Here is an 11984-nt window from a genome sequence, read left to right as displayed (position 1 = left end):
CCAGGAGCCCCAGGCCCGTGGCGGACCCCCTGGAAAACCCCCAGGCCGTAGGACTGTGCCGGGCCTGCAACCACGTCGAGACCACACCGTCCGGCGAGGGCCCCTGCCCGCAGTGCAGCGCGGACAACTACAGCGTCGTTGAGCTGCGGGAGCCCGCAGGCTTCCGCGCCAGCCAGCAGCGCGACTTCGACGGGGTCTTCGCCTGGGCCCCGCGCACCGTCTCATCCCGGGCCGCCGCCAACCTCTCAGCTCTCCAGTTCACCTCCTGGGAGGGCGCGCACATCTACTCCGGTCCGGGAGAGCGCTACATCATCAACGACAACAACGGCGACCTGTTCAGACTGCGCCGCACCTCGGGCAGCTGGGGCGGGTACACCGCTGCCAAGGCCACCGGACCGGCGAGCGACGAAGAGGTGCAGGTGGCTCTCGGGGCGGTCCTCCCCACGGACTTCTTCTTTCTCGGCCCCACATCCGCCGTCGACGAGGCCCACGGGTACCGGCTCAACCTCTCCCCAACTCCTCCCGCCTACGGCAGCGACATCAGCCAGGGCCGCCGGGCCGCCTGGTACTCGCTCGCGTTCCTGCTGCGCAGCGCCGCCGCCAAGTTCCTCGACGTCGGCCGGCAGGAACTCCTGGCCGGGATCCACCCCGGAGCACACCCGGACGGCCATGTCGCCTACACGTTCCTCGCGGATGCCCTGGAGAACGGCGCAGGCTTCAGCACCCATCTCGGCAGCCCGCAGGTCATCGGCGACTACATGCGGGCCACCCACGCGTACTTGGACTCACTGCGGCAGACCGAACACTCCGCCGCCTGCACCTCTTCGTGCCCCGGCTGCCTGCGCGACTACTCCAACATGGCCTACCACCCCCTGCTCGACTGGCGCCTGGCCGGAGATCTGCTGACCGTCCTCTCCGGAGGCTTCACAAGTACCACGGACGACCGGGCCCGCCAGTCCCTGACCGGCCTCCAGAAGATGCACAATGCCACGTTCCTGGAAGGCAACTTGCCTGGGCTGACCTTCACTTCCCGCAGCGGCCTGCCTCACGCCGTCGTAGCGAAGCATCCGCTCCACATGTGCGAGCAGGAGCTGGTGAGCAGCGACCTCCGGCCTGCTCTGGACGCTGCGCTTTCGTTCACCCAGGACGCGGACCGGGTCATTGTCGCCGACTGGTTCACACTGGAGAAGAGCCCCATGCAGATCATCGAGCTGCTCCAGGCCCGCTGAGCCCAGCCGGTACCGGTCAGGCGAGAAGCTCCTGTGGGCCGTGACAAACGGCCCACAGGAGCCAGCCATGCCCCTGCTGAAGCCGCTTCCGGCCAACCTGCCTACCAAGGCTGCCGAATCATCCACCTGCAGCTGCTCCCCGCCACTTGGGAGGACGAGGAGTGCGCCTGCCGTACTTCTCGGCCCGTGAGCAGCGGCTTGGCACCGGCCTCGGCTCTGACCGGGACCGAGCGGGCCGAGGTCCTGGCGCTGATGAACCGCCCGCAGTACGCGGACCTGCCGCCCGCGCAGATCTGGGCCCGGGAGCTGGACGAGGGCCGGTACTGGTGCTCCGAGCGCTGCCCTTGCCGATAACCTCATCCGCCCTGGTAAGAGGCACTGCGCGAGAGTTCACTGGTGTCGACCTCTCCAGTAGAGCCAGCGCTCTGGCAGAGCCGACGACATCTGCGGCATGATGATCGACCGTGCTGCTGCGACTGACCTACCTGGCCGTCACAAACGCGTTCGCGATGCTGCGGCTACTACCGATGAGCGACCGCGAGAAGGACATGGAAATCCTGACCCTGCGCCATCAGATCACCGTGCTACAGCGGCAGCTGAACGGACAGCGGGTACAGTTCAAAACAAGCGACCGGGCGTTCCTGGCAGCACTGCTGCGAGGTCTGCCGACGCAGGTGCTGCGTCGGATGCGGTTGCCGGTGCGGCCGGACACCGTTCTTCGATGGCACCGCGACCTGGTCGCCCGCCGCCACGCCGCCCGGTCCTGGCCCAAGCGCCCAGGCCGACCGCGCACCGTACGCTCCATCCGCGCCCTGGTCCTGCGCCTGGCCGCCGAGAATCCGGCATGGGGCTACCGGCGCCTGCACGGCGAACTGCTCGTCCTCGGCATCAAGGTCGCCGCGTCCACGGTCTGGCAGATCCTGAAGGAGGCCGGGATCCCACCAGCGCCCGAGCGGACCTCCAGCACCTGGGCGTCCTTTCTGCGCTCCCAAGCGGACGCACTCCTCGCCTGTGACTTCTTCGAAACGGTCACCCTGTCCGGCGCCCGGCTGCATGTGCTCGCGGTGATCGAGCACGCACCCCGACGGATCCGGATCCTGGGCGCAACCGCTCATCCGACCGCGTCCTGGGTGGCACAGGCGGCGAAGAACCTCGTCATGGACCTCGAGGACGCCGGCTGCCGGGCGCGCTACATGCTCCGGGACCGGGACGGGAAGTTCCCCGAACTGTTCGACGCCGTCCTCGCCGACGCAGGTATCCAGGTCGTGCTCAGCGGAGTCCGCATGCCGAGGATGAACTCCATCATGGAAAGGTGGGTGCAGACCTGCCGGCGAGAACTGCTGGACCGCACGCTGATCTGGGACCAGCGCCACCTCCTGCACGCGCTACGCGAGTTCGAGAGATTCTACAACGACCACAGGCCACACCAGGCCATCGCGAACGCCCGACCCCTCCGCCCCCTTCCCGCACCGATCGACAACCCGGCGCAGATCGCCCGCCTCAACATACGCCGAACCGACCGACTCGGCGGCCTCCTCCACGAATACCGACATGCAGCCTGAACAGGGCGGATGAGGTTTTCGGCAAGGACAACGCTCCGCCGCCACGTGCTCAACGCCGTTGCAAGCCCTCCAGGGCTGATTACGACTCATGGCGGCTGCCAGGTACTCCTCGCGCGCTGCCTGTTGCAAGCCCTCCAGGGCTGATTACGACGCCGCGTCGGCGCGGTGGCCGGCTCGTCCGCCTCCTGTTGCAAGCCCTCCAGGGCTGATTACGACACTCGATGGACCGCATCCGCGCCGCCCGCTGACCGGGTTGCAAGCCCTCCAGGGCTGATTACGACCCGAGCGGATCGGCGCGCTGATCGCCGCCCGCCGCCGGTTGCAAGCCCTCCAGGGCTGATTACGACCGGCCGTCATGCAGGCCGGCGGCCACCGCCTGGTCCGGTTGCAAGCCCTCCAGGGCTGATTACGACGCGGGCTGCCGGCCGCACTGAGGCCCGCCGCTCCGAGCGGACGTTGCAAGCCCTCCAGGGCTGATTACGACCCGAGGGTAAAGTTCCAGGTCAGGGTATCCGTGGGAGCCGCCACAGATGGCGGTGTTGCGGCGACCGTGGAGTACTGCAGCGGTGCTGGTCACAGGATGTCGCCTGGCCCGCCGAGGGTGGCGCCGAGTGTTGCGGTGTCGATCATGTCCGGGGAGCGGGCGGTGTAGGTGACGATGCTGTCGTAGGTGGGGTCGATCAGGTTGTTGAGGGTGCTGGTGAGGGCGCGGTACTGGGCTGCGGTGAGTTCTCCGTGGAAGACGCTGCGCTGGGTCCAGTGGAGGTATTTGCGGCAGGTTTTGAGGACTTTGGGGTTGCGTTCGGCGGCGGTGTCGTAGACCAGGATGACGAACATGGGCGGTTACCACCAGGGCCGGAAGGGCTTGTACGGCATGTCCTCCAGGCACAGCCGGACGAGTTTGAGTGCTTCGAGGTGGATGAGTTCCTCGTAGCTGACCTGCCGCTTGAGCGTCCGGTGGGCGACCGTCGTCGCCAGCTCCTCCCGCACGAGAGCGGCGATCTTCTTCCGCCCGTCCTTGCTGAGGGCGGCGCGGCCGACCTCCGTCTCGAAGTCGCTGGGTCTGAGGTGCTTCTGGCTGGCGGCCCGTCGCAGCAGGCGTTCGGCGAACAGGGGTTTGAAGGGTTCGGCGAGGTCGAGGGCGAGGGTGTTGCGGCGGCGGTCGGTGTCGGCGTGGAGGAAGCCGATCGCGGGGTGGAGGGGGGTGCTGCGCAGGGCGGTGAGGACGCGGGCGTAGACGAGGGCGTTGAGGTAGCTGATGAAGGCGTTGCCGGCGTTGGCGGGCGGCCTTCGGGTGCGGCCGTTGAGGCGGAGCCAGGCGGGGAGTTGGGTGTCAAGGGCGGCCCAGGCGGTGCGGCGGAAGTTGCCTTCCTGTCCCATGAGTTCGTCGGTGTCGTGGCAGTCGGGCAGGGCGGTGCGCAGTGTTTCGAGGGCGGGGTCGAGGAGGTCGGTGCCGAGGGACCAGCGGAGGTTCTCGGCGGTGGCGAGGAGGAGTGCGCGGGCGATGGGGAGGCGTTGCTCCGGGTCTGCGGTGATCTCGACCTGTCGGCGGACGACGGTGGCGGAGGACATGGCTTGGGCGGGTGCGAAGTATCCGGCGTGGTTGCCGTAGTGGTCGAGGATGTGGACGGTGACGCCGTGGCGGCTGAGGAGGGACATGGCGGAGGTGTTGAGGTCGACGTGGTCGAAGGTGACGAGGTCGCGGATGTCGGTGATGGGGATGCGGACGGGGCTGCCGTCGGGGCGTTCGATGCGGATGCTGTTGTCTTCGCGGCGGATGCGGCAGGGTTCGGTGAGCCAGTAGGTGCGGCCGGCGGCGGGCATCAGGTTCCCCAGCAGTAGTCGAGGTAGGAGCAGCCGCGGCAGGCGGCACGGGTCTGGCGGTCGGGGGGTGTGGTGGAGGCGATGACGGCGCGGGCTTCGTCTTCCGCAGTTTCGGCTTCTTCCCGTGCTTCCTCGTTCCAGGGGACGTCGGTGGTGCGGCGGATGAGGGGGTAGTGGACGATGCCGCCGCGGATGTTGACGCCTCGGCGTTCAAGGAGCAGGCAGTAGTGGCGGACCTGGGCGTCGTGGGCGGGTGAGGGCCTGCGGGAGGACTTGGTCTCGTGGATGACGGCGCCGGCGGTGACCCAGTCGATGCGGGCTTCCCCGAGGTCGACGTCCCGGCGGCGGGCGAAGGTGGTCTCGTTGACGACCTCGCCGAAGGCGACGAGGTCGCTGCCGCCCTCGGGGCGGTAGCCGCGCATGTAGAGCCAGAGCTGGCGCGGGCAGTGGCGCAGGTACTTGATGTGGACGCCGCCGAGACCCTGGTCGTCCTGGATGGGGTTCGTGGGGATGGGTTTCACAGGATGGTCTCCGGCTCGGCGGGTGGGCGAAGGCCCAGGACGGGGTCGTACTGTCCGTCGATGAGGTGGATGCCGAGCGCGCGGTCGAAGGTGGCGTTGTAGGTCTTCAGCTGGCCGTAGCGCAGGGGGATGAGCAGGCCGGCGGCGAGCAGCGGGTCCGCGTCCTTGCCGACCGCGAGGCGTCGGTATTCCTGGGCGTCGTCGCGGTGGAGGACTTCGACGGTGTCGAAGCGTTCGCCGAGGGTCTTGGCGTGTTCGGTGCGGTCGTGGAAGGGGTCGGTGAAGGTGAGGAATTCGCTGGTGAAGGCGTCGCGGGCCTGCCGGGCCCGGTTCTCCCATCGTCGGCCCCAGTCGGTGTCGTAGGCGAGGGCGAGGAGGCGGTCGATGTCCTGTTCGCTGAGGGTGGTGACGTTTTCGGCGGCCAGGGTGGTGAGGGCCGACCATGCGGCGTCGATGGCTCCGGGGTCGTAGGGGCGGTGGCTGTCGGTGCGGTGGACGCGGAACTCCACCGGCCCGTCGGGGTGGAGGCCTCGGCGGTTGACGCGGCCGGCGCGCTGGGCGACGGCTTCGACGGGGGCGTTGTCGACCGCGCCGCGGTCGAAGTCGAGCTGCAGGGAGACTTCGACCGTCTGGGTGGCGATGACGAGGCCGCCTCGATGCGGTGGTTCGTCGGGCCGGCGTTCGGGGTGGCGTGCCAGGAGGCGGGTCTCGATCGTGTCGCGGTCCCGGTTCTTGAAGCGGGAGTGGAGCAGAAGCGCGGCGTCCGGGTCGTCGGGGCGCTGCTGCTGGGCGTGGCCGGAGAGGGCGGTGAAGAGGGTCTGGGCGGTGGCGACGGTGTTGGTGACGACGAGGACGCTGTGGCCTTCGCCGAGCCAGGTTTCGAGGCGTTTAAGGCTGTCGGGGTCGGTGAGGGGCAGGTCGTCGATGACGAGGTGGTGGCGGATGGGAGCGGTGCCGGGCGCGGCGCGGTGGCAGGTGACGGGCTGGTGGAGGCTCTCGTCGACGATGGCGAGCAGGGGTGGGGCGAGGGTGGCGGACAGGACGGCGATCCTGCTGCCGAGTTGTTCCCACAGGCGCATCGCTGCGCACAGGCGGCCGAAGGTCTCGGGGTCGTAGGCGTGGAGTTCGTCGAGGACGAAGAGGGAGTTGGCCTGCTCCAGGAGGACGGAGGAGTGGGTGGGGCCGGCGATGGCGGCGCCGAGGAGCTGGTGGGGGGTGGCGACGCGCAGGCGTTGGGTGAACAGGCGCATGGCGTTGGCGCGGGCACGGGCTTTGCGGGCGTCGTCCTTGGTGGGGCCGCAGCAGTCGTCTTCGAGGGCTTCGGTGAGGAGGGTGCGGGCGAGGGCTCCGTGGAGGAGGCCGATGTCGGGCCGGCTGTCCCCGGCAGCCGGTTGGAGGGTGCGCTCGAAGCGGCCGCGGGCAGCATTGAGCGAGGCCCGGTAGGGCAGGGTCCACACGAGGCGGGGCAGCCCGGGCATGGTGGCGAGCTGTTGGGCCGCCCAGGCGAGTCCGGCCTCGGTCTTGCCGCTGCCAGTGGGTGCGACAAGGACCAGGTGCCCGGTGGTGTCGGCGGCCTGCTGCTGGTGGCGGTGCGGGATGTACGGGAGGCGGGCGAGGTAGTCGAGGGGCAGGGGTATGTGGGTCTGCAGGTCCACGTGGGCGGAGCCGGCGTGGTCGGCGAGGGTGAGCGCGCCCTGGGCGAGGACGGCGATCAGGCCGGTGTGGGCTTTGACGGGTTCTCTCCAGGCGGTGAGGACTTCGTCGAGGAGGAGGCGGGCCCGGTCGGCGGTCGTCGGGTCGCCGGGCGCGGGCGGTACCGGTTCGGTACCGAGGAAGCCGGCCAGCCAGGCCAGGAGTTCCTGGTGCAGGCCGCGTGGCACCTGCGGGCGGGCGTCGGGGCCCGGCGGGCGGCCGAACGCGTGGTCCCAGCGGGTGGCGGCGTTGTAGAGACGGGCCAGGGCGGGCTTGCCGCCGCCGAGGGAGGACGCGGCGTGGAGCGGGCGGTGGTGGCCGGCGACGAGGGTGGCGATCAGCAGCCGTTGCTGGGCGTTCCACCCTGCGGCCGCGGCCAGGAGGTCGACGTAGGCGAGGGAGAGGACTTCGTGGCGCTCTCCCCATGGTTCGCCGCCGGGTTCGAGCTGTTGTTGGAAGCTCTCGGCGATCTTTCCCGCGTCATGCAGGAGGGCCGCGGCCCGAACCTGGGCCCAGAACAGGGGTCCGGTGGCGATGACGCCGGCGGATCCGATGCGGGCCTCGAGTTGGGCCACGACGTCGTGGACGGTGCGCAGGTGGGCGGTGAGGCGTTCCGGGTCCTCGCGGGGCAGGGACTTGGCGCGCAGGTCGGTGAGGGCGCGTCGTCGTGGCGGGGTCAGGGGGCCAGGAGCCATACGGCTTGGGTGTCCTCGTGCAGGGCCGGACCGGTGGGTGCTTCGCGGTAGGCGTGGCGGACGGGGGCTGCGGTGGTGGTGGGTTCGTCGCACCACAGGTAGTCGGACCACGTGGTGGTGAGGCGGTCGGTGGAGACGGTGTCGGCGAGGCGGTGGGTGTGGGCGGAGGGCAGGTCGTGCCCGTCGAGCGGGGCGAGCGCGTGGCCGACGATCGCCCGGTCGGCGGGCTCGAGGAGGACGCGGTCGGTCGCGGTCAGGTGGACGAGGTCCTGGGAGCGGCCCAGGCGCAGGCCGTGGCGCGGGCGGCGCAGCGCCCGGGCGAGGCGGGTGGCGTCCGGTTCGGGGATCCACAGGGTCAGGTGAACGCCGGCGAGGAAGGGCCGGTCCTTGGCGGTCGTTCCTCCTTTCCCGGCCCGGACCCGGCCGCCGGCGGCGGGGTTGCTGCCGTCGGCGGCGATGGGGTGGTAGGTCTCGGTGTCGACGCCGTGGCCGTCCGCCCACGCGGCCATTCCCAGGGCGAGGGGTTCGGCGGGTGCGCCAGTGGCGGCGGCGAGCATGCCGCGAATGGTGGAGGGCGGCGGCACCGGCAGGATGCGGGTGATTCCAGGAAACAGCGGGTCCCGGAACGAGGCGGCGGGGGCGTGGAAGGTGACCCGCAGGGCCTCGATCGGCTCTCTCGCGGCCGGTGGGGCCGTGTTCGGTGCCGGCGTCATGCCTGCGCCGGGTCGTCGAACCAGCCGTCCAGCCGTCCCTCGCGCAGGTCGGCCGCCAGATCGAGCAGGACCGTGCGGGGGTGGTCGATGACGATGGTGCCGTCCGCCAGTTCCCGCGCACACTGCTTCTCGAAGTCCTCGCGCGCCTGGTCGCGGAAGCCGGGACGCCATCCGATCCGCACCGGCTTCTCCCACTCCCCTGTCCACGCTTCGAGTTCCTTGACGAGCACGTCCCCGCGCACCCGCACCCCGTTGTCGGGGTCGGCGTCGATGACGTTGCCCAGCGGGTTGATGCCGCCCTGGAACGGGGCCAGGACCATCAGCGAGGGGACGCGGTCGCCGTAGTGCAGGGCCTGCTTCGCGCCGCCGCTCAGATGCGCGAGGGCCTCCGGCAGCAACGCCGCACGCCGGCGCCGCTCCTCCAGCGGCAGCCGCACGGCCGGCTGGTCGCGGAACTGGACGGTGGAAGCACCGAGGGCCGCGGCGTCGGCCACCTGAAGGGCCTGTTCCGGGGTGAGGTAGTTGGGCCGGCCCACGCCGTCTGCCCCGGGCAGGGTGAAGGTGCCGATCCTCGGGACGTCCAGCAGGAAGGGGGCCGCCAGGTCGGCGGTGTAGAACTCGTGCCCGTGCAGGACGGGCTCGGTCACCCCGCGGGACATCACGCCGAAGTCCTCGGTCGGGTAGACCGGTTCCACGGACATCAGGGTGCCGAGCATGAACGGGCTGTCGCGCAGCGTGGTGGCCGCGTCGTCCTTCTTCGCACCGGTGCGCATGTAGCCGAACAGGTCGTCGTCGGCGAAACGGACGGGGTCGGCCTGCGTGTTGGCCTTCTGGGCCTTGCCCTGGGCCTTGCCGACCCGGGTGACCGGGGACGGCACCGAGCCGCGTTCGACCATCGTCTCCCGGATCCAGCGGCGCGCCGCCTGCGCGGACACGTAGGGGTGCTTGCGGCCCCTGATCCGCGCGAACTTCACGCGGGACATGGTCTCCTCGCCCCGCCCGTTGTTCGGCGCGCCCGCGTTCACCGAGAGCACCATCATGCCTGCCAGGTAAGCCATTTACGCCTGTCCCATCTCGTAGTCGTGGTATCCGTCGTACTCGCCCTCGCCGTCACCGGCGAACGCCGGCCGCTCCGCGAGCGCCTCGATCTCGCGTTCCTGCTGCGGATCCGCCTCCTTGGCGCCGATCGCGACACCGCGCTGCTGCAGCAGCACCGACACCTGCGCGAACAGCAGCATCCGCTGCTCCCACGCGCGCGACTGGCGCCGGATCAGCGGCTTCCACAGCTCCGGCCCCGCCAACGGCGTCTTGCTGCCGTCCAGTTGAAGTCGCGTGTAGGCCTGGACCAGGAGCGTGCCGAGCTTGTAGTCGTTGAGCGCGGCGTTGCGGTACTCCGCCAGCCGCCCGCGCGGACTGCTGCCCTGCTCGATCCAGTCGGCGATCAGCGTCGCCACCGGTTCCAGATCCGTTTCCATTCCGAAGACCTCCTCGGCATAGGTGAAAGCGAGCCGGGCCAGCGCCCCACGGTCACTGGCACTCCAGGCGCCGTCGGTGTCCGCGAGGAGACGGTGCAGCTGTCCCAGCAGCGGCCTGCTCCGGCCGTCCTCAGCCTCGAACAACAGCCGCGCCGCCTCGCCCGACCCGCCGGCGACGATCCGGCCCTTGGCGTCGTAGCGGGTCAGGGAGCGACGCAGCAGGTGCCAGCCGCGGCGCAGCGGCGCGTTGCCGTCGACGGTGGCCAGGAAGGCGGGTACGGCGCGGCGGGTTCGGGTGACGCGCAGCCAGGGGTCCTGGTTGTCGTTCTTGAAGCTCCACAGCGTGGTCGCGCACAGGCCCTCGGTCGCGTCCCTCAGGGCCGCCAGGACCACTGTCTCGGGCCGGGCCGTCGCCGGCATGCCGGTGAAGCCGGCGTGCATCACGCGCCGGGCCCGCCGCACGTTGCGCCGGGCGAAGTCCCGCTGCGCGGTTGCGCTCTCACAGGACAGCACGGTCACGGAGCCGGCGGTGACCCAGGCGCCGTAGGGCAGGGCCCACATCGCGATCCGGCATCCCCGGCACACCGGCCAGCCGGCGACACCGGGCGGCAACGTGTTCAGGGCCTTGCTCGTGTCGAACAGCGGCAGGTTCGACTTCGCCCACACCACCGTCGCACCGGCGCCGCAGAACGTGCAGGGCAGCGTCCGGCCGTCCTCGGGACGGTCCTGGGCGAACAGGTTCTCGATGTCGGGCCGCAGCACGTTCGGGTCGGGGCTCCGTTTGCTGTGCGTCGCCTTCGAGTTGGGGTACAGCGCGAACAGCACCTTCCACCAGTCGTAGCGGCCGGGCCCCTTGGGCGCCGTGGCCGCCGCGACCACGTCCGCCACCAGGGTGGCCGACACGACCTCCAGGTCGGCCTCGCTCACCCGTCCCGGATCGTCGCGGCCAGCGAGGACGGCCACCGCCCACGCCCCGGCCCGCTGCAGCGGATGGCCCGTCACCGCGAGCGGGCTCACCTCACCCATCCGAACCCCTGGATCGTGTCCAGTCCCAGCCCCCACGAACGGACCGCGTTCACGAACCGGCCGTCGGCCTCCATTGCCACCCGCACCCGCGCGCCGATCCGTGGTGCCCCCTGGACGGTGAACCGCCGCCGCGGACCGGCCTCCAGCACCCGCACGCCACGCGGCGCCGGCAGGCCCAGCAGATCCGCCTTGTGCGCCAGGTTGTGCTGCAGCCGGTCCAGGTACTGCTCGTCGCCCGGCAGCAGGTTCCGACTCTCGTGCTTCAGCACGACCGGCGTCACCGTCTCCAGCTCCACCAGGCCCTCCCCTGCCGGCACCACGGTGTCCATGTCCATCGCCAGCCCTCTCACCCTCAACCGAGTTTTCCCCCATGCCAGTTCTTCGCACGAGGCCAGCGCGCGCACCAGTACCGACGCGATCTCCGGGATCGGCGACCCGAACCACACCGCCCCCTCTCGCGACGTGGTGTAGACGCCCTTGCGGTGCGGCGCACCCATGAACAGCGGCCCCGCCACCCCCACCGGTTTCAATGGCTTCCCCTGCCACCCACTGTCGTGCAACGCCTGAGCGAGGGCCTCGTCCTGGCCGCTGAGCAGCTGGTACACCACACCACGCGCCGCCCCGTGCAGGTCCTCCCACCGCACACTCGACGTATCCGGCGTGACATCCACCCTCACCCGCACCGCACCCTCCAGGAGTCCAAAATGATCACTGGTTTCACTCAACACATCGACAGCAAAGCCTAGTTGGCCATGGAGCGAAATCATCTGGTTTCTCACTAATTACACTGATAATTGCCTGCATGTGCTAGCAAGTTCGAGATTCACTGCCGTCGTCGCAGTTCGGCCAACAGGGGCCACAAGGCTGCACCAACACACTGCGACACCGGGCCGACGCCACAACAGTCTGCGATAACAGAGAAGCCCCCGAGGAAACGCTCTGACCTGCGACGATGCACTACCGACCAGTCGCTGCAGAACAGCCGCCATCCAGCCACTCGGCACACTCAGCGACCTGGTGCTTTACCCTCGGGTGGTCATCAGCCCTGGAGGGCTTGCAACCGTTGGCGTAGGTGCCGACCGCTCCGGCGGTGCCGAGTGGTCATCAGCCCTGGAGGGCTTGCAACGCAGCCGGGAGTGGGCCCAGCTCCCCGACGGGACGCGTGGTCATCAGCCCTGGAGGGCTTGCAACGCTTCCCGCTAGCGAGCTTGCTCTCAGGGGGAAGGGGGTGGTCATCAGCCCTGGAG

11 protein-coding genes and 2 CRISPR repeat arrays are annotated in these 11984 nt (G+C 70.1%); of the genes, 3 read left to right on the top strand and 8 right to left on the bottom strand.

All coding sequences use genetic code 11. From position 1 onward, the window contains the following. The 3 genes from ACIQOV_RS08395 to ACIQOV_RS08385 form a co-directional block, all read left to right on the top strand. On the top strand, window positions 1–1229 hold a 1229-nt coding region (locus tag ACIQOV_RS08395), incomplete at its 5' end, for a DUF1998 domain-containing protein (protein ID WP_401046339.1). Between the two features lie 186 nt (window positions 1230–1415). Next, the gene (locus tag ACIQOV_RS08390) at window positions 1416–1583 is read left to right on the top strand and encodes a hypothetical protein (RefSeq protein ID WP_401046337.1); all 168 of its coding nucleotides are present in this window, start codon (window positions 1416–1418) and stop codon (window positions 1581–1583) included. 110 nt (window positions 1584–1693) lie between these two features. Continuing rightward, window positions 1694–2791 (top strand): integrase core domain-containing protein, encoded by a 1098-nt coding sequence (locus ACIQOV_RS08385; protein ID WP_401046334.1) that lies wholly within the window; start codon window positions 1694–1696, stop codon window positions 2789–2791. 57 nt (window positions 2792–2848) lie between these two features. Continuing rightward, window positions 2849–3275: a CRISPR direct-repeat array (repeat unit 29 nt; unit sequence GTTGCAAGCCCTCCAGGGCTGATTACGAC). Window positions 3276–3364: 89 nt separating this feature from the next. Here ACIQOV_RS08385 and cas2 read toward each other — a convergent pair. Genes cas2 through cas6 form a run of 8 tightly spaced genes read right to left on the bottom strand, consistent with a single transcriptional unit; the run spans window position 3365 to window position 11516 of the window. After that, window positions 3365–3628, bottom strand: coding sequence for a CRISPR-associated endonuclease Cas2 (gene cas2, locus ACIQOV_RS08380; protein ID WP_363628917.1), 264 nt, complete (start codon window positions 3626–3628; stop codon window positions 3365–3367). Between the two features lie 6 nt (window positions 3629–3634). Further along, window positions 3635–4615 carry a type I-B CRISPR-associated endonuclease Cas1b gene (gene cas1b / locus ACIQOV_RS08375; RefSeq protein ID WP_401046332.1) on the bottom strand — a complete coding sequence of 327 codons (981 nt, stop codon included), beginning with the start codon at window positions 4613–4615 and terminating at the stop codon, window positions 3635–3637. Further along, on the bottom strand, window positions 4615–5136 hold the full coding sequence (locus ACIQOV_RS08370; protein WP_401046329.1) for a CRISPR-associated protein Cas4: 522 nt from the start codon (window positions 5134–5136) through the stop codon (window positions 4615–4617). Before ACIQOV_RS08370 ends, cas1b begins: the two co-directional genes overlap by 1 nt. Then, window positions 5133–7523, bottom strand: a complete 2391-nt coding sequence (gene cas3, locus ACIQOV_RS08365; RefSeq protein WP_401046326.1) for a CRISPR-associated helicase Cas3' — start codon at window positions 7521–7523, stop codon at window positions 5133–5135. The genes ACIQOV_RS08370 and cas3 overlap by 4 nt, the downstream gene beginning before the upstream one ends. Next, complete coding sequence (cas5, locus tag ACIQOV_RS08360) at window positions 7505–8236, bottom strand: CRISPR-associated protein Cas5 (protein ID WP_401046323.1); 732 nt, start codon at window positions 8234–8236, stop codon at window positions 7505–7507. Before cas5 ends, cas3 begins: the two co-directional genes overlap by 19 nt. Then, complete coding sequence (cas7i, locus tag ACIQOV_RS08355; RefSeq protein WP_401046320.1) at window positions 8233–9294, bottom strand: type I-B CRISPR-associated protein Cas7/Cst2/DevR; 1062 nt, start codon at window positions 9292–9294, stop codon at window positions 8233–8235. Before cas7i ends, cas5 begins: the two co-directional genes overlap by 4 nt. Continuing rightward, window positions 9295–10737 carry a hypothetical protein gene (locus ACIQOV_RS08350; RefSeq protein WP_401046317.1) on the bottom strand — a complete coding sequence of 481 codons (1443 nt, stop codon included), beginning with the start codon at window positions 10735–10737 and terminating at the stop codon, window positions 9295–9297. Further along, window positions 10725–11516 (bottom strand): CRISPR-associated endoribonuclease Cas6, encoded by a 792-nt coding sequence (gene cas6, locus ACIQOV_RS08345; RefSeq protein ID WP_401046314.1) that lies wholly within the window; start codon window positions 11514–11516, stop codon window positions 10725–10727. The genes ACIQOV_RS08350 and cas6 overlap by 13 nt, the downstream gene beginning before the upstream one ends. Window positions 11517–11766: 250 nt before the next feature. Continuing rightward, a CRISPR array of direct repeats spans window positions 11767–11928; the repeat unit is 29 nt; unit sequence GTGGTCATCAGCCCTGGAGGGCTTGCAAC. Window positions 11929–11984 lie beyond the last annotated feature (56 nt).

The sequence above is a fragment of the Kitasatospora sp. NPDC091257 genome, from assembly GCF_044757675.1.
In the GTDB taxonomy this organism is placed as follows: Bacteria; Actinomycetota; Actinomycetes; order Streptomycetales; family Streptomycetaceae; genus Kitasatospora; species Kitasatospora lactacystinica.
Note: the sequence above shows the minus strand (reverse complement) of the source record. Positions and strands in the feature narration are given on the sequence as shown.

Excerpts from the sequence above, each read along its gene's own strand:
- cas7i (WP_401046320.1), bottom strand. The coding sequence starts at position 9,294 with ATGGCTTACCTGGCAGGCATGATGGTGCTCTCGGTGAACGCGGGCGCG.
- ACIQOV_RS08350 (WP_401046317.1), bottom strand. The coding sequence starts at position 10,737 with ATGGGTGAGGTGAGCCCGCTCGCGGTGACGGGCCATCCGCTGCAGCGG.
- cas3 (WP_401046326.1), bottom strand. The coding sequence starts at position 7,523 with ATGGCTCCTGGCCCCCTGACCCCGCCACGACGACGCGCCCTCACCGAC.
- cas1b (WP_401046332.1), bottom strand. The coding sequence starts at position 4,615 with ATGCCCGCCGCCGGCCGCACCTACTGGCTCACCGAACCCTGCCGCATC.
- cas5 (WP_401046323.1), bottom strand. The coding sequence starts at position 8,236 with ATGACGCCGGCACCGAACACGGCCCCACCGGCCGCGAGAGAGCCGATC.
- cas2 (WP_363628917.1), bottom strand. The coding sequence starts at position 3,628 with ATGTTCGTCATCCTGGTCTACGACACCGCCGCCGAACGCAACCCCAAA.